The 21,650-nt window shown below is 61.7% G+C and carries 13 protein-coding genes; 12 read left to right on the top strand and 1 reads right to left on the bottom strand.

Features of this window, described 5'->3' with window-relative positions:
• Positions 1-45: 45 nt before the first annotated feature.
• The 10 genes from AC07NR_RS06655 to AC07NR_RS06700 all read left to right on the top strand — a co-directional run bounded on the left by AC07NR_RS06655 (position 46) and on the right by AC07NR_RS06700 (position 17,199).
• A complete protein-coding gene (locus AC07NR_RS06655; RefSeq protein WP_495078120.1) occupies positions 46-1,503 on the top strand; it encodes a serralysin family metalloprotease in 1,458 nt (485 codons plus the stop codon).
• Positions 1,504-1,595: 92 nt separating this feature from the next.
• On the top strand, positions 1,596-2,024 hold the full coding sequence (locus tag AC07NR_RS06660) for an AprI/Inh family metalloprotease inhibitor (protein ID WP_248739643.1): 429 nt from the start codon (positions 1,596-1,598) through the stop codon (positions 2,022-2,024).
• A 204-nt stretch (positions 2,025-2,228) separates the two neighbouring features.
• Positions 2,229-4,016: a type I secretion system permease/ATPase gene (locus tag AC07NR_RS06665; protein WP_248739644.1), complete on the top strand. Its 1,788-nt coding sequence runs from the start codon at positions 2,229-2,231 to the stop codon at positions 4,014-4,016.
• A complete protein-coding gene (locus AC07NR_RS06670; protein ID WP_248739645.1) occupies positions 4,013-5,362 on the top strand; it encodes an HlyD family type I secretion periplasmic adaptor subunit in 1,350 nt (449 codons plus the stop codon). Before AC07NR_RS06665 ends, AC07NR_RS06670 begins: the two co-directional genes overlap by 4 nt.
• A 2-nt stretch (positions 5,363-5,364) precedes the next feature.
• Positions 5,365-6,732, top strand: coding sequence for a TolC family outer membrane protein (locus tag AC07NR_RS06675; protein WP_305832990.1), 1,368 nt, complete (start codon positions 5,365-5,367; stop codon positions 6,730-6,732).
• Between the two features lie 42 nt (positions 6,733-6,774).
• A complete protein-coding gene (gene eprS / locus AC07NR_RS06680) occupies positions 6,775-9,726 on the top strand; it encodes an autotransporter serine peptidase EprS (RefSeq protein WP_495078121.1) in 2,952 nt (983 codons plus the stop codon).
• Between the two features lie 98 nt (positions 9,727-9,824).
• Positions 9,825-12,911 (top strand): autotransporter domain-containing protein, encoded by a 3,087-nt coding sequence (locus AC07NR_RS06685; RefSeq protein ID WP_495078122.1) that lies wholly within the window; start codon positions 9,825-9,827, stop codon positions 12,909-12,911.
• Between the two features lie 57 nt (positions 12,912-12,968).
• Entirely contained in the window at positions 12,969-14,657 is a 1,689-nt protein-coding gene (locus AC07NR_RS06690; RefSeq protein WP_495078123.1) for a polyurethane esterase, read from the top strand.
• 150 nt (positions 14,658-14,807) lie between these two features.
• Positions 14,808-16,661 carry a polyurethane esterase gene (locus tag AC07NR_RS06695; protein ID WP_495078124.1) on the top strand — a complete coding sequence of 618 codons (1,854 nt, stop codon included), beginning with the start codon at positions 14,808-14,810 and terminating at the stop codon, positions 16,659-16,661.
• A 163-nt stretch (positions 16,662-16,824) separates the two neighbouring features.
• Positions 16,825-17,199 carry a hypothetical protein gene (locus AC07NR_RS06700; RefSeq protein ID WP_085709820.1) on the top strand — a complete coding sequence of 125 codons (375 nt, stop codon included), beginning with the start codon at positions 16,825-16,827 and terminating at the stop codon, positions 17,197-17,199.
• A 58-nt stretch (positions 17,200-17,257) separates the two neighbouring features.
• On the opposite strand, the gene AC07NR_RS06705 is transcribed toward AC07NR_RS06700, so the two are convergent.
• The gene (locus AC07NR_RS06705) at positions 17,258-17,482 is read right to left on the bottom strand and encodes a YgdI/YgdR family lipoprotein (RefSeq protein WP_495078125.1); all 225 of its coding nucleotides are present in this window, start codon (positions 17,480-17,482) and stop codon (positions 17,258-17,260) included.
• 198 nt (positions 17,483-17,680) lie between these two features.
• Here AC07NR_RS06705 and AC07NR_RS06710 point away from each other — a divergent pair, with 198 nt between their 5' ends.
• The gene (locus tag AC07NR_RS06710; protein ID WP_495078126.1) at positions 17,681-19,333 is read left to right on the top strand and encodes a VRR-NUC domain-containing protein; all 1,653 of its coding nucleotides are present in this window, start codon (positions 17,681-17,683) and stop codon (positions 19,331-19,333) included.
• Positions 19,330-21,648 carry an ATP-dependent DNA helicase gene (locus tag AC07NR_RS06715; RefSeq protein ID WP_495078127.1) on the top strand — a complete coding sequence of 773 codons (2,319 nt, stop codon included), beginning with the start codon at positions 19,330-19,332 and terminating at the stop codon, positions 21,646-21,648. Before AC07NR_RS06710 ends, AC07NR_RS06715 begins: the two co-directional genes overlap by 4 nt.
• Positions 21,649-21,650 lie beyond the last annotated feature (2 nt).

Genomic DNA, 21,650 nt, shown 5'->3' on the forward strand with positions numbered 1-21,650 from the left:
CTATCGGACAAAAACTGTTCCATTGCTAAACAAGGAAGTGTGTTTATGTCGAAAGTAAAAGCTAATGCTATTGATACCGCCGAACAGGCTTTCCAGCTGAACGCGGCACCACTGGCGGCGCCAAGCTCGGCGTTCAACCAGATCAATAGCTTCAGCCATCAGTACGATCGTGGCGGCAACCTCACGGTCAATGGCAAACCCTCCTTCTCGGTGGATCAAGCCGCAACTCAACTGCTGCGTGACGGTGCCTCCTGGCACGATCTCGACGGTAGCGGCAAGATCGAACTGACCTACACCTTTCTGACCTCCAAGACGGCCAACTTCGGCGGCCTGGGTGTGACAGGTTTCAGTCAGTTCAGTGCCCTGCAAAAAGCCCAGGCGGTGCTCGCCATGCAATCCTGGGCCGATGTCGCCAACGTGACCTTTACCGAAGCAGCCAAGGGTGGCGACGGCCACATGACCTTCGGTAACTACAGCGGCGGTCAGGAAGGCGCGGCGGCATTCGCGTTCCTGCCAGGCACCGAGCCAGGCTATGACGGTCAGTCCTGGTACCTGACCGGCAGTGGATATGACGTCAACAAGAACCCGGGCGTGAACAATTACGGGCGTCAGACGCTGACCCACGAAATCGGCCACACCCTGGGCCTGTCTCACCCTGGCGACTACAACGCCGGCGAAGGCAATCCGACGTACAAGGATGCTTCCTACGGGCAAGACACCCGCGGCTACAGCCTCATGAGTTACTGGAGTGAAAGCAACACCAGCCAGAACTTCAGCAAGGGCGGCGTAGAAGCCTATGCTTCGGGCCCGTTGATGGACGATATCGCAGCGATCCAGAAGCTCTACGGCGCGAACATGTCCACCCGTACCGGTGACACCACCTACGGCTTCAACTCCAACGCCGGTCGCGATTTCCTCAGCGCGACTTCATCGTCGGACAAGCTGGTGTTCTCGGTGTGGGACGCGGGCGGCAAGGACACCTTCGACTTCTCGGGTTTCACCCAGAACCAGAAGATCAACCTCAATGAAGCCTCGTTCTCCGACGTTGGCGGCCTGGTGGGCAACGTGTCCATCGCCAAGGGCGTCACCATCGAGAACGCCATCGGCGGTTCGGGCAACGACCTGATCATCGGCAACAGCGCAGCCAACGAGCTCAAGGGCGGTGCCGGCAACGACATCATCTGGGGCGGCGGCGGTGCCGACAAGCTGTGGGGCGGTTCGGGTTCGGACACTTTCGTGTTCGCGGCCAGTTCCGATTCCAAACCGGGTGCGATCGATCAGATCCTCGACTTTGTCAGCGGTCTGGACAAAATCGACCTGAGCGCGATCACCAATGGTGCAGGCCTGCACTTCGTCAGCGCCTTCACCGGCGCGGCGGGCGATGCCATCCTGACCTCCTCGGGCGGCAACAGCCTGCTGTCGGTGGATTTCTCCGGGCACGGCGTGGCGGACTTCCAGGTCAGCACCGTTGGCCAGGCGGCGATCAGCGACATCGTAGCGTGATGTAAAAAAGAAAGCGGCGCGTGATGCGCCGCTTTCTTTACTTGCATCGCTTTGGCCGGTAAGCAAGGCTACACGCCGGAGTGAAATTTCCTATGATCCAATTCGCTTTTACCCGCAAAGCGGCAGCGTATCTGTTGCCGGTGCTGATGATGATTTCTGGAGAAACAACCATGGCAAGCAGCCTCAGGCTCGAAGATCCATCGGTATTTGCCGGGCAGTGGCAAGCGACACTGACCGCTCGCAGCGACGCTCCCGAAGCGCAGGCGCTGCAAGACAAACCGTCGAACACCTGCCAGATCGACCTCGAATCCAACCAGACCCTGGGCAAGGGCGCCGATTGCTTGAGCGCGTGGCTGCAGGACAGCGCCATCGGCTGGTTTCCCGACCCGGACGGTCTTTCGATCACTGGCAAGGAAGGCTCAAGAATCCAGTTTTTCAGCCGACAACGTGATGGGCTTTATCTGAGCACTTTGAAGTCAGGCCTGGTGATTACACTCGAGCGAGCTGCCAAACAGCCCTGATCACCGGAAGCGACTCACAGTTTAAATATAAGGCGCCCCGTTACAGTTATAAGCGAGTCCGCAATAACGCCAACGCCGGATTTAGTCGCGAAAGTTGTTATTGAAGTGTAAGCAAATACTGGCGGTGTATGTCCCGTCTTCGGTGCGGGCAATTAATTGAAGTCTCGCCAAGTACGGCGGGGAATATCATTTCAGGAATAATCAATGAAGATGGCGAAGGCTCCGGCCACCGCTCCCTTATTCAAGGCGTTGGGTGACTATAAAAGTATTCTGATCAGCGTCGGATGCTTTACCGCACTGATTAACGTGCTGATGCTGGTGCCCTCCATTTACATGCTCCAGGTCTATGACCGAGTGCTGTCTTCGCAAAACGAAACCACGCTGGCGATGCTGTCGTTGATGGTCGTGGGGTTCTTCGCGTTCATCGGCCTGCTGGAGGTGGTGCGCAGCTTCATCGTGATCCGCATCGGCAGCCAGCTGGAGCGCCGTTTCAATCTGCGGGTCTATCAAGCCGCGTTCGAACGCAACCTGTTCAAGGGCGAGGGCAACGCCGGCCAGTCGCTGGGCGACCTGACCCATATCCGCCAGTTCGTCACCGGACCTGCGCTGTTCGCGTTCTTCGATGCACCGTGGTTCCCGGTCTATCTGTTCGTGATTTACCTGTTCAACGTCTGGCTCGGCGTCCTTGCCACGGCCGGCGCGCTGTTGCTGATCGCGCTGGCGTGCCTCAACGAATACATGACCAAGAAACCACTGGGCGAAGCCGCCGGTTTCTCGCAGAAGTCCAGCCAGTTGGCCACCAGCCACCTGCACAACGCCGAAACCATTCAGGCGATGGGCATGCTTGGCTCGCTGCGCAAGCGCTGGTTCCAGGTGCATTCACGCTTTCTCGGCCTGCAGAACCAGGCCAGTGACACCGGTGCGGTGATCAGCTCGCTGAGCAAGACCTTGCGCTTGTGCCTGCAATCGCTGGTGCTGGGTCTGGGTGCCTTGCTGGTGATCAAGGGCGACATGACCGCCGGGATGATGATCGCCGGTTCGATCCTGATGGGCCGCGTGCTCAGCCCGATCGATCAGTTGATTGCGGTGTGGAAGCAGTGGAGCGGGGCGAAACTGGCCTACCGCCGACTCGATTCCCTGCTGCAGTCGTTCCCGCCAAGCGACGACGCCATGGCATTGCCGGCGCCGAAAGGCCAGATCACGTTCGAACAGGTCAGTGCCGGCCCACCAGGGCAACGTGCCGCGACCTTGCACATGATCAATTTCAATCTGGCCGCCGGTGAAGTGCTGGGCGTGCTCGGGGCCTCGGGCTCCGGCAAGTCGACCCTGGCGCGGGTACTGGTCGGCGTGTGGCCGACCCTCGGCGGCACGGTGCGTCTGGACGGTGCCGACATCCATCGCTGGAACCGCGACGAGCTCGGTCCGTACATCGGCTACCTGCCGCAGGATATCGAACTGTTCAGCGGCACCATCGCCGAGAACATCGCGCGCTTCAGCGAGACCGATCCGCAGAAAGTCGTGGCCGCCGCGCAACAGGCCGGGGTTCACGAAATGATCCTGCGCATGCCGCAAGGCTACGACACGCAACTGGGCGAGGACGGCAGCGGTCTGTCCGGCGGCCAGAAACAGCGTGTGGCGCTGGCGCGTGCAATTTACGGCACACCTAGCCTGGTGGTGCTGGATGAGCCGAACTCCAACCTCGACACCGTCGGCGAAGCGGCATTGTCCAGCGCCATCGTGCAACTCAAGGCCCAAGGCACCACGGTGGTGCTGGTGACGCATCGTTCTTCGGTGCTGGCCCAGGCCGACAAGCTGCTGGTGCTCAACGATGGCCGACTGCAAGCCTTCGGCCCGAGCCATGACGTGCTCAAGGCACTGTCCGGCAACCCGCAGCAACAGCCGCAACAACAAACTGAAAAAACCGCGCAGGCACCGGGCGGGCTCAGCATGAGCCGGCAGTACCAGCCCACCACAAGGAATTCGGGTGTATGAGCAGCGCGAGCATGAACACAGAAAACGAAGCAACGATGGAACACGCGTACATCACCGAACGCCCTGAGCGCGACGCGAAGTTCTTCGCTCGCATGGGCTGGATTCTGGCGCTGGCCGGCGCTGGCAGTTTCTTTGCCTGGGCCGCACTGGCGCCGCTGGATCAAGGGATTCCGGTGCAAGGCACGGTGGTGGTTTCCGGCAAACGCAAAGCCGTGCAGTCGATGAGCAGCGGCGTGGTCAGCCGGATCCTGGTGCGCGAAGGCGAGATCGTGAAGCAGGGCCAGCCCTTGTTCCGCCTCGACCAGACGCAGGTCGCCGCCGACGTGCAATCGCTGCAGGCCCAGTACCGCATGGCCTGGGCCAGCCTGGCGCGCTGGCAGGCCGAGCGTGACAACCTCAAGCAGGTGACGTTTCCGCCAGAGTTGAGCGATAACGCGGACCCGCGCCTGGCGCTGGTACTGGAAGGCCAGCGCCAGCTGTTCAGCAGCCGTCGTGAAGCGTTCTCCCGCGAGCAGGCTGCATTGCGCGCCAGCATCGAGGGCGCCACTTCGCAACTGGCCGGCATGCGCCGCGCCCGTACCGATCTCAACGCTCAGGCTGACTCCCTGCAACAGCAGTTGAGTAACCTGCAACCGCTGGCAGACAACGGCTACATCCCGCGCAACCGCTTGATGGAATACCAGCGTCAGCTGTCGCAAGTGCAGCAGCAACTGGCCGAGAACACCGGCGAAAGCGGCCGGGTGGAGCAGGGCATTCTCGAGTCGCGCCTGAAACTGCAACAGCACGGTGAGGAATACCAGAAAGAAGTCCGCAGCCAACTGGCCGACGCGCAACTGAAAAGCGTCACCCTGTCCGAGCAACTGACTTCCGCCGGTTTTGACCTGCAACACAGCGAGATTCTTGCGACCTCGGACGGCATCGCCGTCAATCTCGGCGTGCACACCGAAGGCGCCGTGGTGCGTCAGGGCGAAACCCTGCTGGAGATCGTTCCGCAAGGCACGCGCCTGGAAGTGGAAGGGCACCTGCCGATCAACCTGATCGACAAGGTCGGCACGCACCTGCCGGTGGACATCCTCTTCACCGCGTTCAACCAGAGCAAGACCCCGCGCGTTCCCGGCGAAGTCAGCCTGATTTCCGCCGACCAGATGGTCGATGAGAAAACCGGTGCGCCGTATTACGTGTTGCGCAGCAGCGTCAGCGATCAGGCCATGGAGAAGCTCAACGGCCTGGTGATCAAGCCCGGCATGCCGGCGGAAATGTTCGTGCGCACGGGCGAACGTTCACTCCTCAACTACCTGTTCAAACCGCTGCTCGACCGGGCCGGCTCCGCATTGACTGAAGAATAAGGATGTTCGGCTGTATGAATAAGCTTTCCATGCTGGCGGCAGCGTTCGCGCTGCTCGCGGGCAACAGTGCGGTGGCGGCCATGGGGCCGTTCGAGATTTACGAACAGGCGTTGCGCAATGACCCGGTGTTCCTCGGCGCGATCAAGGAACGCGATGCAGGCCTTGAAAACCGGGCCATTGGCCGCGCCGGGTTGTTGCCGAAACTGGGTTACAACTACAACAAGGGCCATAACACGTCGAAGGCCACGTCCCTCGACTCCCGGGCAAGGAACAACACTGAAGAGCGTAACTACAACAGTTACGGCTCGACCCTGACCCTGCAGCAGCCGTTGCTCGACTACGAAGCCTACGCGGCCTATCGCAAAGGCGTGGCGCAGTCGCTGTTTGCCGACGAAAACTTTCGCGGCAAGAGTCAGGAGCTACTGGTACGGGTCCTGGACAACTACACCAAGGCCTTGTTCGCTCAGGATCAGATCGACATCGCCCAGGCCAAGAAAAAGGCCTACGAGCAGCAGTTCCAGCAGAACGAACACATGTTCAAGCAGGGCGAAGGCACGCGAACCGACATTCTCGAAGCCGAGTCGCGTTATGAACTGGCGACGGCCGAGGAAATCGAAGCGCGCAACGAGCAGGATGCCGCGTTGCGTGAATTGGGGGCACTGATCGGTGAGCAAGCGGTGAACATCACCGATCTGGCGCCACTGGATCAGAACTTCCAGACCTTCGCCCTGATGCCGGCCAACTATGACACCTGGCACGAACTGGCGATCAGCAACAACCCGAACCTGGCGTCCCAGCGTCAGGCCGTGGAAGTGGCGCGTTTTGAAGTGGAGCGCAACCGCGCCGGGCATCTGCCGAAAGTCAGCGCCTACGCGGCAATGCGTCAGAACGAGTCGGAAAGCGGCAACACCTACAACCAGCGCTACGAAACCAACACCATCGGCTTCGAAGTCAACGTGCCGCTGTACGCCGGTGGCGGGGTATCGGCATCGACCCGTCAGGCCAGCCGTAACATGGAGCAGGCGGAATACGAACTGGACGGCAAGACCCGCGAAACCCTGATCGAACTGCGGCGCCAGTTCAGTGCCTGCTTGTCCGGTGTCAACAAACTGCGCGCTTACCAGAAAGCCCTGACCTCGGCCGAGGCGCTGGTGGTCTCAACCAAACAAAGCATTCTCGGCGGTGAACGGACCAATCTGGACGCGCTGAACGCCGAACAACAACTGTTTACCACCCGCCGCGATCTGGCCCAGGCACGCTATGACTACCTCATGGCCTGGACCAAGCTGCATTACTACGCGGGCACCTTGAGCGAGCAGGATCTGGCTCGGGTGGATGAAGCATTCGGGCAAGGCCCACGGACGCAATAACACCGTAGTTTTTACACCAAACAACAAAAACGAGTGGTGAACATGGACGTACGCTTCAAGCCGGCATCGGTCGGCACCCTGTTGCTCGCAATTTCTGTCAGCCAGGCCCAGGCGCAATACCCGGAGTCTGGCAAACCTGGCGACGCTGCCAGTTGGCGCTCCGCCGAATTCCTGCGGGACTGGGGACTGGACCGGTTGCAGGCCGATCAGGCCTACGCCGCCGGCATCACCGGCAAGGGTGTGAAGATCGGCGCGCTGGATTCCGGTTTCGACGCCGCCCATCCCGAGTTCGCCAGCGACCGTTATCACCCGGTGTCGGCCAGCGGCAGCTATGTGGATGGTTCGCTGTTCACGGTCAACGGCACGCTCAACCCGAACAACGACTCCCACGGCACTCACGTGGTCGGCACCATGGGCGCTTCCCGCGATGGCACCGGCATGCATGGTGTGGCGTTCAACGCGCAGATCTACGTCGGCAACACCAACAAGAACGACAGCTTCCTGTTCGGCCCCAATCCCGACCCGCGCTATTTCAAAGCGGCGTACGACGCCCTGGCCGCTGCTGGCGTGCGGGCGATCAACAACAGTTGGGGCAGCCAGCCGCCGGATGTCAGCTATCGAACCCTGGCGGACCTGCATGCGGCTTACGCCCAGCACTGGAACAAGGGCACCTGGCTCGATGCCGCCGCCGATGTTTCGCGCCGCGGCGTGATCAACGTGTTCAGCGCCGGCAACAGTGGTTACCCCAACGCCAGCGTGCGCTCGGCGCTGCCGTACTTTCAGCCGGATCTGGAAGGCCACTGGCTGGCCGTGTCGGGGCTGGATCAGAGCAATCAGCAGAAATACAACCAGTGCGGCATCGCCAAATACTGGTGCATCACCACGCCGGGGGCGAAGATCGACAGCACCGTGCCCGACGGCGGCTACGGGATCAAGTCCGGCACCTCGATGGCCGCGCCCCATGCCACCGGCGCCCTGGCGCTGGTGATGGAGCGTTACCCGTACATGAACAACCAGCAGGCGCTGGAAGTGTTGCTAACTACCGCCACCCAACTCGACGGCTCCGTGACCGATGCGCCGACCGGGGTGGTCGGCTGGGGCGTGGCCAACCTGAGGCGGGCGATGGGCGGGCCGGGACAGTTGCTCGGTGCGTTCGACGCAAATCTGGCCACCGGGCAACGCGATGTGTGGAGCAACGACATCTCCGACAAGGCACTGATCCAGCGCCAGAGCGAAGACCTCGCCGAACACAGCGTCTGGCAGCAAACCCTGCAGGACAAGGGCTGGCAGAACGGCGTTCCGGTCGGTGCCAGCCAACAGGACCAGACGGATTACGCCGTCGGCACGGCCCGTGAGGCGGCGGCTGCCAACCGGGTGTATCAGGGCAGCCTGATCAAGTCCGGGGCCGGGCATTTGATCCTGACCGGTGACAGCACCTATCGCGGCCCGACCACGGTCAATGGCGGCCTGCTGAGCGTCAACGGCTCGCTGACGTCGGCGGTCACGGTCAATGACGGTGGCACCCTCGGCGGTTCCGGGCGGATCGGCGCACTGACCGCCAACAGCGGCGGTCGTGTGGCACCGGGCAACTCCATCGGCACCTTGAATGTGGCCGGCGACGTGACCTTCGCACCGGGCTCGACCTACGCGGTGGAGCTGTCCCCGACGGCCAGCGACCGCATTGTTGCCGGCGGCACCGCGACCATCAGCGGTGCCACCGTCAGCCTGTCACTGGAAAACAGCCCGACCTTGCTCAGCACCGCCGAAGCGAAAAGCCTGCTTGGTCATCAGTACGACATTCTGCAAGCAGCCGGGGGTATTCAGGGTCAGTTCGGCGCGGTGGTGCCCGACTACCTGTTCATCGGTGGCAGCCTCGCGTCCACCGGCAACGGGATCACGCTGAGTGTCGAGCGTAACGCGACGTCTTTTGCCAGTGTCGGCCAGACGCCGAACCAGCGGGCCGTGGCCAGCGCCGTCGAAGGCATGGGCGCCGGCAATTCCGTGTACGAAAGCCTGTTGTTGTCCGCCACTGCCAGTGATGCACAGCAAGCCTTCCAGCAACTGAGCGGGGAAATCTACCCGGCCCTCGGTTCGGTGCTGATCAACAACAGCCGTCAGTTGCGCGACGCCATCGGCGAACGCCTGCACGACGCGAACAGCGCGCAAGGCAACGGCTGGGTCAAGGCCCTCGACGCCTGGGGCACAACCGACTCGCGACACGACACCGCCGGCTACAGCACCTCGATTGGCGGCCTGCTGGCCGGTGTCGACGGTGCGCTGGACGAACAGACCCGCATCGGTCTGGTCACCGGTTACAGCGACAGTTCGTTGAGCATGGGTTCCGGCACGCATTCTTCGGCCAAGGTCGACAGCTACCACCTCGGCGCCTATGCCGGGCATGACATCGGCGCCTGGCGTTTGAGCACCGGCGCGGCCTACAGCTGGCATCGCGCCGACGTGAAACGGGACCTGCAATACGGCGACGTCAGCGCCAAACAGAAAGCCAAAGTCGATGCCACCACCACTCAGGTATTCGGCGAGGCGGCCTACCGGCTGAACGTGCAAGCGCTGGCTCTGGAGCCGTTCGCCAATCTGGCCTACGTGCATCTGGACAGCGACGGTTTCACCGAGAAGGGCGACGCTGCCGCGCTGAAAAGCAATGGCGACCAGCGTGACGCGGTGCTCAGCACCCTCGGCGTCAGGGCGATCAAGACGATCAACCTGTCGGGCTCGCAGAAACTCGATGTCAGTGGCCATCTCGGCTGGCAGCACAGCCTCACCGACATTGAATCCGAACAACATTTGCGCTTCGCCAGCGGCAGCGCGCCGTACAGCGTCGAAAGTTCGCCGCTGGTGCGCGACGCCGCGCTGGTGGGGGTACAGGCCAGCCTGGCCCTGAGTCGCGACGTGCGGGTGAACCTGGATTACAACGGACAACTGGCCAGCCGCGAGAAGAGTCACGGCGTAGGCCTGAGCCTGAACTGGCAGTTCTGATGGAGCGTGATTGATCGCTCCCAAGCTCCTGCGTGGGAACGATCAATCAAATGCTGAACACACGGATTTTGTGCAACATCACTAAGGAAGGTCGCTGGATGAAAAACAACAACACCCCCGCGCAATCGGGTGGATGCTTTCGCCTGAAAACCCTCAACTGCGCCTTGCTCTGCGCCATGGCCACCTGGGGCAGCGCACACGCCGCGCCCTACGTGGAAAACGGTCGGGCAGGGGACCCGGCCAGTTGGCGCAGTGCCGAGTTCAAGGCGGACTGGGGCCTTGGCGCGATCGGCGCGGATTATGCCTACGCCGCCGGCTACACCGGAAAAAACGTGAAACTGGGGATCTTCGACCAGCCGGTATACGCCGCGCACCCGGAGTTTTCCGGGCCGAACAAAGTCGTGACTCTGGTCACCAGCGGTATCCGCGAATACACCGACCCGTACATCCCGGTCAAAGCCGGGGACGCCTTCCGCTATGACGGTTCACCTTCGGTAGGCTCCAACGGCAAACTCGGCGCCCACGGCACTCACGTCGGCGGTATCGCGGCGGGCAGTCGTGACGGTGGGCCGATGCACGGTGTGGCATTCGGTGCGCAGATCATCAGCGCCGACAACGGCGACCCAGGCCCGGAAGACGGCATCGTCCGGGGCAACGACGGCGCGGTGTACAAGGCCGGCTGGGATGCCCTGATCGCCAGCGGCGCGCGAATCATCAACAACAGCTGGGGCATCGGCATCACTGACCGTTTCGACCTCGGCGGACGCAACCCGGCGTACCCGCACTTCACCGTCAACGACGCGCAATTGCAGTTCAACGAGATCCGCACGCTGCTCGGCACCAAACCCGGCGGCGCCTATGACGGTGCAATCGCTGCCGCACGCAGCGGAATCGTGACCATTTTTGCCGCCGGTAACGACTACAACCTGAACAACCCGGACGCCATCGCCGGCCTTGGCTACTTCGTGCCGGAAATCGCGCCGAACTGGATGACCGTCTCCGCTCTGCAAAGAAACCCGGATCAGACCAGCGCCAACCCGTACATCATGAGTACCTTTTCTTCGCGTTGCGGTTACACCGCGAGTTTCTGCGTCTCGGCACCGGGTACGCAGATCTACAGTTCGATCATCGGCGGCACCAACGCCAGTGATCTGACCACCGGTTATGCCAACTACAACGGCACCTCGATGGCCGCTCCGCACGCGGCAGGTGCTGTGGCAGTGCTGATGGAGCGTTTCCCGTACATGACCGGTGCCCAGGTCGCCAGCGTGTTGCGCACCACCGCCACCGACCTTGGCGCTCCGGGCATCGACGCCCTGTACGGCTGGGGCATGATCAACCTGCGCAAGGGCATTGACGGCCCGGCGATGTTCGTCACCGAGCAGGACATTCCGGCCGAGTTCCGCATCGAAGGCGCCTACGGCTCCAGCCAGTTCGTGGCGGATCTGCCAGGGATCGGCGCGATCATCGATGCCGGCAAGCCCACCGAGCGCGTGTGCACCGACATCACCTGCGGGCTCGACACCTGGCGCAACGACATTTCCGGCCACGGCGGTCTGACCAAACAAGGCATCGGCACCCTGGTGATGACCGGCGCCAACACCTACACCGGCCCGACCCTGGTGAACGGTGGCCGACTGGCAATCAATGGCTCGCTGCAATCGGCGGTCACGGTCAACGACGGCGGTATTTTGGGCGGTAACGGGCGCATCGCTGCGCTGACTGCGAAAAGCGGCGGTATCGTGGCGCCGGGCAACTCCATCGGCACTCTGAACGTGGCCGGTGACGTGACCTTCGAACCGGGCTCGACCTATGCCGTGGAAGTCTCGCCCACCAGCAGCGACCGTGTAGTTGCTGGCGGCACCGCAATCATTGACGGCGCAACGGTCGCCCTGACCCTGGAAAACAGCCCGACGCTGTTGACCACGACGGAAGTGAAATCACTGCTGGGCAGCCAGTTCAACATCCTGCAGGCGGCGGGCGGCATTCAGGGGCGCTTTGGTCAGGTCTTGCCAAACTACGCGTTCCTCGGCGGCACTCTCGATTACTCCTCGGGCGGTGTTCAACTGAATGTCGGGCGTAACGGTGCTTCGTTCGCCAGCGTTGGCCTGACTCCGAATCAGCGCGCCGTCGGTGCGGCCGCTGAACGCCTGGGCGCGGGCAATGCGTTGTTCGAAACCTTGTTGCTGTCGCCGACCGCCGCCGTTGCGCAGGACGCGTTCCAGCAACTGTCCGGCGAGATTCACCCGGCCATTGGCACATTGCTGATCAACGACAGCCGTTACCTGCGTGATGCGGTGGGCGAACGTCTGCGCGAACGGGATCTGTTCGATGCCGGTGCGCCGACCGATGACCGCAGCAATGCCTGGTTCAAAGTGCTCGGTGCCTGGGGCAAGACCGATGGCGGCCATGAAAATGCCAATTCCAACAGCTCAATTGGCGGTTTGTTGCTCGGTGTCGATGGCCTGATTACTGAAGATACTCGCTTGGGTTTCGTTACCGGTTATAGCGACAGTTCTTTGAACATGGGCAGCGGCACGCACTCGTCGGCATCGATTGACAGCTATCACCTGGGTACATACCTGGGGCACCAGATCGATGCCCTGCGCCTGACCGCCGGCGCGGCTTACAGCTGGCATCGCATCGACGTCAAACGTGACCTGCAATTCGCCGGTGTCAGCGGCAAGCAGAAAACCAAACGCGATGCGACCACCGCACAACTGTTCACAGAAGCCGCCTACGATCTCGGTCTGCAGCCGATGAACCTGGAGCCGTTCGCCAATCTGGCTTACGTGCACCTGAACAGCGACAGCTTCACCGAAAAGGGTGATGCCGCCGCACTGAAGGGCGGTGAGGACAACCGCGACGCCGTGCTGTCGACCCTCGGCGTTCGCGCCAAGCGCACGTTTGCCCTGTCCGAGAAACATCAGCTGGAACTGGGCGCAACACTGGGCTGGCAGCACAACCTGAGCAGCGTGGATTCCGACAGTCACTTGGCCTTCGTCAATGGCAACAGCGCGTTCACCGTGCAAAGTGTGTCGATGGATCGAGATGCAGCGGTGGTCGGCGTTCGTGCCGGGCTGGCGCTCAATCGCGATGTCCGGGTCAACCTGGACTACAACGGACTGATCGGTTCGAACGAGAAGGACCACGGTGTGGGCCTGACGCTGGACTGGCAGTTCTAAGGTGTAGCGGCAGTTCTGCAGAGGACTGCCGTTTTTGAAAGGAAGAGAGAGCACGACATGGGATTGTTCGATTACAAAAATGCCGACGGCAAAGCGCTGTACAGCGATGCGATCGCGCTGACGCTGTATTCCTACACGCCGACCGGGCAGCCTTTGCCCGGCACCGGGTGGGCGCCACTGGGCGCCTCGGCCCTGGGTTATCAAGGCAAGACCGACGCGAAAGGGACGTTCTTCGGCGAGAAGGACGGTTTCACCAGCGCCGAGGCGGAAGTGCTCGGCAAATACGACGCCGCCGGCAAGCTGATCGGCATCGGCGTGGCCTTTCGCGGCACGGGCGGGCTGAGTTACAGCGACACCTTCGGCGACATGAAAAACAACCTGCTGGCCGCCATCGGGCCGGTGGATTACGCCAAGAACTACGCGAAGAACGCCTTCGACAACCTGCTCAAATCCGTCGCCGCGTTTGCCACGGCTCACGGCATTGCCGCCAAGGACGTGCTGATCAGCGGCCACAGCCTCGGCGGGCTCGGGGTCAACAGCGTGGCGGAGCTGAGCGCGAGCGACTGGGGTGGTTTCTTCAAGGACGCCAACTACATTTCCTTCGCCTCGCCGACCCAGAGCAGCACCGGCACCAACGTGCTGAACATCGGCTACGAGAACGACCCGGTATTCCGTGTGCTCGACGGCACTACGTTCAGCACGGCTTCGATGGGCAAACACGACAAGCCGCACGACTCGACCACCGACAACATCGTCAACTTCAACGACAACTACGCGTCCACCGCGCAGAACCTGGTGCCGTTCAGCATCGTCAATCCGCTGAACTGGTCGGCCCACAGCTCGCTGGGCTATGCAGACGGCCTGAACCGGGTGATCGACTCGAAGTTCTACAACCTCACCAGCCAGGACTCGACCATCATCGTGTCCAATCTGGAAGCCTCGTCCCGGGGCAAGACCTGGGTCGAGGATCTGGGCCGCAGCGGCGAGCCGCACACCGGCAGCACCTTCATCATCGGCACCGACAGCAACGACTGGCTCAAGGGCGGGGCGGGCAACGACTTCCTCGAAGGCCGTGCCGGCGATGACCTGTTCCGCGATGACGGTGGCTTCAACATTCTGTTGGGCGGTCAGGGCCACAACACCTTCGACCTGCAGAAACCGTTGCAGAACTTCAGCTTCGCCAACGACGGTGACGGCACGCTGTACGTGCGCGACGCCTACGGCGGCATCAGCATGACCCGTGACATCGGCGCAATCGTGAGCAAAGAGTCCGGTTCGATGTGGAGCAGCAAGGAAATCACCTGGACCGTCACCGGCAAAGGCCTGGCCAACGGCGCCGAACTGACCCAGTACAACCATTCGCTCAACGGCGGCGCACTCGGTGACACGCTGAAAGCCACCGCTGACGGCGACTGGCTGTTCGGTCTGGGTGGCGACGATCACCTGTTCAGCGACAAGGCCCATGTGACCTTCGTCGGCGGCGCCGGCAACGACGTGATGAATGCGGTGGGTGGCAACAATACCTTCCTGTTCAGCGGCGCGTTCGGCTTCGACTCGATCAATGGCTACCAGGGCAGCGATAAACTGGTGTTCATGGGCGTGCAGGGCGCGGGGCAGGGCTACGACTACAAGCAACATGCTTCGCAGTCCGGCGCCGATACCGTGCTGAAGATTGGCGACTATGCCGTGACCCTGATCGGGGTGGGTGTGGCTAACCTGTCGGACTCGAGTTTCGTGTTCGCCTGATTCCGTGCGGGAACCACCGTGGCTTGCGGCGGTTCCCATTGGAGTTGCATGACAGAAGTGTTGTAAGGAAATGCTCCGGGGCGCCCCGAGAGGGGCGTTCTGGTTGTGAGCTATCTCTGAATAATTCCAACAAAGAGAGAGGCAACAGCAATGGGTGTGTATGACTACAAGAACTTCAGCACAGCGGATTCCAAGGCGTTGTTCAGCGATGCCATGGCCATCACGCTGTACTCCTATCACAACCTCGACAACGGTTTCGCGGTCGGCTATCAGCACAACGGCTTCGGCCTCGGCCTGCCGGCCACACTGATCAGTGCGCTGATCGGCGGCACCGATTCTCAAGGGGTGATTCCCGGACTCCCGTGGAATCCCGATTCGGAAAAACTCGCCCTCGATGTCGTGAAAAAGGCCGGCTGGACGCCTATCACTGCGTCGCAACTGGGCTACGACGGCAAGACCGACGTGCGCGGAACCTTCTTCGGCGAAAAGCCCGGCTATACCAGCGCGCAAGTGGAAATCCTCGGCAAGTACGACGCCCAGGGCCATCTCACGGAAATCGGTATTGCCTTTCGCGGCACCAGCGGCCCAAGGGAAATCCTCATCGGTGACTCCATCGCCGACGCCATCAATGACCTGCTCGCCGCATTCGGCCCCAAGGATTACGCCAAGAACTACGTCGGCGAAGCCTTCGGCAACCTGATGAACAACGTGGTGGCCTTTGCCAAGGCCAACGGCCTCAGCGGCAAGGACGTGCTGGTCAGCGGCCACAGCCTCGGCGGGCTGGCGGTGAACAGCATGGCGGATTTGAGCGGCAGCAAGTGGGGCGGGTTCTTCCAGGACTCCAACTACGTCGCCTACGCCTCGCCGACCCAGAGCAGCACCGACAAGGTGCTCAACGTCGGCTACGAAAACGATCCGGTATTCCGCGCCCTCGACGGCTCGACCTTCACCGGGGCATCGCTGGGCGTGCACGACGCATCGAAAGTCTCGGCCACCGACAACATCGTCAGCTTCAACGACCACTACGCCTCGAACGCGTGGAACGTGCTGCCGTATTCGATCGTCAACATCCCGACCTGGATCTCGCACCTGCCGACGGCTTACGGCGACGGTATGAACCGGGTCATCGAGTCGAAGTTCTACGACCTCACCAGCCGTGACTCGACGATTATCGTGGCCAACCTGTCGGACCCGGCGAGGGCCAACACCTGGGTGCAGGATCTCAACCGCAACGCCGAGCCCCACAAGGGCAGCACCTTCATCATCGGCAGCGACGGTAACGATCTGATCCAGGGCGGCAGCGGCAACGACTATCTGGAAGGCCGTGCCGGCAACGACACCTTCCGTGACAGCGGCGGCTACAACATCATCCTCGGCGGTTCGGGCAACAACACCCTTGAGCTGCAGCAGTCGGTGAACAAGTTCGACTTCGCCAACGACGGCGCCGGCAACCTGTACATCCGCGATGCCAACGGTGGAATCAGCATCACCCGTGACATCGGCAGCATCGTCACCAAGGAGCCGGGTTTCCTCTGGGGCCTGTTCAAGGACGACGTGACCCACAGCGTGACCGCCGATGGTCTGAAGGTCGGCAACAACGTCACTCAGTATGAGTCGAGCGTGAAGGGCACCAGTGGCGCCGACACCCTCAAGGCGCATGCCGGTGGCGACTGGTTGTTTGGCCTGGACGGCAACGATCACCTGATCGGCGGCGCGGGTAACGACGTGTTCGTCGGCGGCGCCGGCAATGACCTGATGGAGTCCGGCGGCGGGGCGGATACGTTCCTGTTCAGCGGCGCATTCGGCCAGGACCGGGTGGTGGGCTTCAACGGCAACGACAAACTGGTGTTCCTCGGCGTGCAGGGCGTGTTGCCCGGCGATGACTTCCGCGCCCATGCCACGTCGGTGGGGCAGGATACGGTGCTCAAGTTTGGCGCTGATTCGGTGACGCTGGTCGGGGTTTCGCTGAGCAGTCTCAGTGCCGATGGCATCGTGATCGCCTGAGGGTGACTGTGGAGAGGGAACTCTTTCCCTCTCCCTGTCAAAAGTGACTCATTGGCCACTACCTGACTCAAAGCCCTGCACCAACAGGAAATGCGGACTAAAGCCATCGCATGCGCACTCGTCATGTATGGGCAAGCCGCCATTGAGTACAGGAGATTCAAACGTGAAAGGTTTCAAGGGGTATATCGGTATTGTCGGGTTGGCGCTGCTGTCGGCCAACGTCTGGGCCGATTTGCCTCACAGCTCGATTCTGAGCCGTTACGGTGTCAGCTCCGATGAATTGCCGAAACCGGCACCCACCGAGAACAGCGAGCCGGTCGAAGAGAAAAGTCGCTTTCATATCCAGCCCGAACAACCGTTCGTGACCGTTCGCATCGGCGAGAACAATGAGCCCGAAATGACCGGCAACCTGAGCATCGACCGCATGGCGCAGCAGGAGCGTCAACGTTGCCAGCGCCTGCAGGAAGAAATGGTCCGGCGCGGTGAGCGCGCGTTGAACTGCGACGGCTCCCTTCCGGGCATGGCGTTACCCCGCTGAAAAATGCAAAAAAGGCTGCGCTCCTACAGGATTGCAGCCTTTTTTGTCGGGGTAATCGTCAGTCTTCCTTGCGCACCGTGGCCACTTCGTCGGACTTGACCCGGATCTTCGCGCCGGAAATGTCCCGGAACTCATAGAAGCCGTCCTCGGACTTGGTTTTCGGCATGTCCTGGGTCAGATACTGCGTGCCATTCTGCAAGGTCACCACGGTCGGGGTGGAGCAACCGGCCAGCGCCATCAGCGCTACGACGGTCATCGGCATAAACAACGTCTTGAAATTCATACCCGGTATTTCCTCATTCATTTCGACCGGTGTCGGTCCTCTAACGCGGTTGGTGCCAAATCCCCGGTAAAAGTTCGATGGACTGGCAAAAAAACCTCAATCGCGGATGCCACTGATCCTTTTCCGTTTGCGCCCGTCGGGGCAGAACTGGTATCTGTACGCATAACCAGTATTCGCTTGCCATGGCCCGTTATCACCGTGACTTCCAGCCCCCTCGACGACCCGTTCTATTACCTCAACAACTTCCGGCAAGTGCTTGACTGGCTTGAGCTTCGTTATGCCGACGTGATGAGCGAAACGGAGCATGCCTTCATTCGCGACTTCAAGTCACTGCCGCGCGGCTCCCAGGGTTTGCTGGTGCGGATGGTGATGCGCAAGGGCGTGCATTTTCGGGCGGGCAAACTCAACTATCCGGAAATCGGCGACATTGCATCAGCCGCGCAGCCGTTGCTCGATCATGGCTGGCTCGATGAACAGGCGCTGCTGTCGATGCCGGAGCTATTTGATCTGCTGCTGAAGGCCGAAGTCGTGCAAGCCTTCGGCCCGGCCATCGATGATCCAAAGGGGCGCAAGGTCGACTGGTTGCCGATCCTGCATGAGCAGTTTCCCTTATCACGTTGCTGGCACGACTGGTGCCCGGCGATTGCAGACCGATTGTTCAGCCTGACGTTGATGGACCTGTGCGACCGGTTTCGCCTGATGTTCTTCGGCAACCTCTACCAGGACTGGTCGGAGTTCGTCCTCGCCGATCTCGGGATCTACACCTACGAAAAAGTCGAGCTCAGCGCCGACTCCCGAGGCCTGCGCAGCCGTGCCGATGTCGATGCCTGTCTGTTCCTGCACGATTGCCAACAGCGTTTCGAGGCAGGTGAGGCGATCGAGCCGATTGCCGAAGAACTGAGCGTTTTGCAGTTCGACAACCCGTGGTTGCAGCGTCGGCTCGGCAAACTACTGTTCCAGATCGGCCAGCATTGCGAACGCATCGCGGAATTTGCCCTGGCCCTGAGCCTTTATCGCGGCTGTGCCTATCCTGGTGCGCGGTTGCGGATGATCCGGGTGCTGGAACGCTGCGGCGAATATGCCCTGGCGTTGGAGCTGGGCACGCTGGCCGAACAGGCGCCGGAAAGCGCCGCCGAACACCAGGGCCTGCAACGGGCGCTGCCACGGCTGCGGCGCAAACTCGGCGGGCCACCGCTCAAGCGCGTTGCAGCACGACCTGTTGAACGTCTGGATCTGCACCTGCTTCGGCTCGATCCGGCACTGTCAGTGGAATATCACGTGCAGGCGCACCTGCATGAGGACAACGGCCCCGTGCATTACGTCGAGAACAGCCTGATCAACTCGCTGTTCGGCCTGCTGTGCTGGCCGGCGATTTTCGCGCCGCTGCCGGGGGCGTTTTTCAATCCGTTCCAGCGCGGGCCCGCGGATTTGCTCCACGAGGATTTCCAGGGGCGGCGGGCCGCCTTGTTCGAAGTCTGCCTGGCGGAACTGGACGACGGCCGTTATGCCGAAACCATCCGCAACCGGTTTGTCGCCAAGTGGGGCATTCAGTCGCCGTTCGTATTCTGGGGCGCACTCAATGAAGAACTGCTGGAACAAGCGCTGACCTGCCTGCCGGCCGAACACCTCAAACACTGGTTCAATCGCCTGCTGCTGGACATCAAGGCCAACCGCGCCGGCATGCCCGACCTGATCCAGTTCTGGCCGCAGCACAAGACCTACCGGATGATCGAAGTCAAAGGCCCCGGCGACCGCTTGCAGGACAATCAATTGCGCTGGCTGGAGTTCTGCCACACGCACCAGATGCCGGTGGCGGTGTGTTACGTGCAATGGGCGGAGCAGGGCGCTTGAGCTACAGCATCGCGGTGCGGGCGCTGTGCGAGTTCACCGCCAAGAGCGGCGACCTCGACTTGCGCTTCACCCCGTCGCCCACCGCGCTGGAGGGCATCGCCGGTCACCGCACCGTCGCCTCGCGGCGCAATGATGCCTATCAAAGCGAAGTGGCGCTGGAAGGCGAGTTCCGCACCTTGAAGGTCAAGGGCCGGGCAGACGGCTACGACCCGACGCAGATCTGCCTGGAGGAAGTCAAAACCTACCGTGGTGACCTGAGCAAACAACCGGCCAACCACCGCGCACTGCATTGGGCGCAGGCGAAAATCTACGGCTGGCTGATGTGCTGCCGGTTGCAGCTGGAACAGATCAATCTGGCGCTGGTGTACTTCGACATCGTCAGCGAAAAGGAAACCTGTCTGGTCGAAGCCTTCAGCGCTGAAGCATTACGCGAATTCTTCGAACAACAGTGCGGCCTGTTCCTGGCATGGGCCGAACAGGAAATGGCCCACCGTGAAGCGCGTAATCAGGCGGCGCAGCAACTGGGCTTCCCCCATGACAGTTTCCGCCCCGGCCAGCGTCATCTTGCCGAGTCGGTGTTCAAGGCTGTCAGCACCGGTCGCTGCCTGATGGCCCAGGCGCCCACCGGCATCGGCAAGACCCTCGGCACGCTGTTCCCGATGCTCAAGGCGTTGGCGCCGCAGCAGCTGGACAAGGTGTATTTTCTCACCGCCAAGACACCGGGGCGCAAACTGGCGCTGGATTCGGCGCAAGTGCTGTTCGATCACAATGCAACCCTGCCGCTGCGGGTGCTGGAGATGGTCGCGCGGGACAAGGCTTGCGAGCATCCCGACAAGGCCTGTCACGGCGAATCCTGCCCGTTGGCTCAAGGCTTCTATGACCGGTTGCCGGCGGCCCGTGAAGCGGCCAGTCAATTGAAGTTGCAGGATCAGGCAGCAATCCGTGAAGTCGCCGCGCAACACTCGGTGTGTCCGTATTACCTGAGCCAGGAAATGGCGCGCTGGGCCGATGTGGTGGTGGCGGACTACAACTACTACTTCGATTTCACCGCGCTGCTGTTCGGCCTGGCCCAGCTCAATCAATGGAAAGTCGCGGTGCTGGTGGACGAAGCTCATAACCTGGTCGAGCGCGGGCGGCAGATGTACAGCGCCACCCTCGATCAGGGGATCTTCAACAGCGTGCGCAAAACCGCACCCGAGGCGTTGAAGAAGCCCCTGCAACGGGTCAACCGGGAATGGAATGCCTTGCACAACGCACAACTGGCGCCGTATCAGGCTTACGACAAGGCACCGGAAAAACTGCTGCAGGCAATCACGTCGTGCAGCGCGAGCATTGGCGATTACCTCAATGATCACCCGCAAGGGCTCGACAGCGGTTTGCAGAATGCCTGGTTCGAGATGCTGCAATTCGGCCGGGTCGCGGAGTTGTTCGACGCGAACTACCTGTTCGACATCAGCAAACGCGACCTCGAGCGCAAACGTCCGCTGTCGCAACTGTGCCTGCGCAACGTGGTGCCGGCGACACTGCTCGGCCCGCGCCTGAAAGCGGCCCGAAGCTGCGTGCTGTTTTCCGCGACCCTCAGCCCGCGCCACTATTACGCCGACCTGCTCGGCACTCCGGCGGACATCGTTTGGATCGACGTTGAGTCGCCGTTCAGCGCCGAACAGTTGCAGGTGCGGATCGTCAGCCAGATTTCCACCCGGTTCACCCATCGTCAGGCGTCGCTGGAACCGATTGTCGAATTGATCGCCCGCCAGTTCGCTGAGCGCCCGGGCAATTATCTGGCGTTCTTCAGCAGCTTCGATTACCTGCAACAGGTCGCGCAGCTGCTCGCCGAACGGCATCCGCACATACCGATCTGGCAGCAATCACGGGGCATGGCCGAAGGGCAGCGGCAGGCGTTTCTCGATCAGTTCACGGCGCACAGCCAGGGCGTCGGGTTCGCGGTACTCGGCGGTGCGTTCGGCGAGGGCATCGATTTGCCCGGCGCCCGGTTGATCGGCGCCTTCGTTGCCACGCTGGGTCTGGCACAGCTCAACCCGGTCAATGAACAGATGAAACGGCGCATGGCAGCGATCTTCGGCGCTGGTTACGACTACACCTACCTGTTTCCCGGCATGCAGAAAGTGGTGCAGGCTGCCGGGCGGGTGATCCGAACCCAGCAGGATCGCGGCGTGGTCATGCTGATCGACGATCGCTTCTCCGAGAGCCGCATCCAGCAGCTGTTGCCGCGCTGGTGGCAGCTCGATCATGCAGATGCAGCTTTCCAATCCGCCGGTTTGACGCATACTCCTGTTATTGAAAATCTGCTTTGAGC

The organism is Pseudomonas sp. GW821-FHT09C09 (assembly GCF_059418105.1).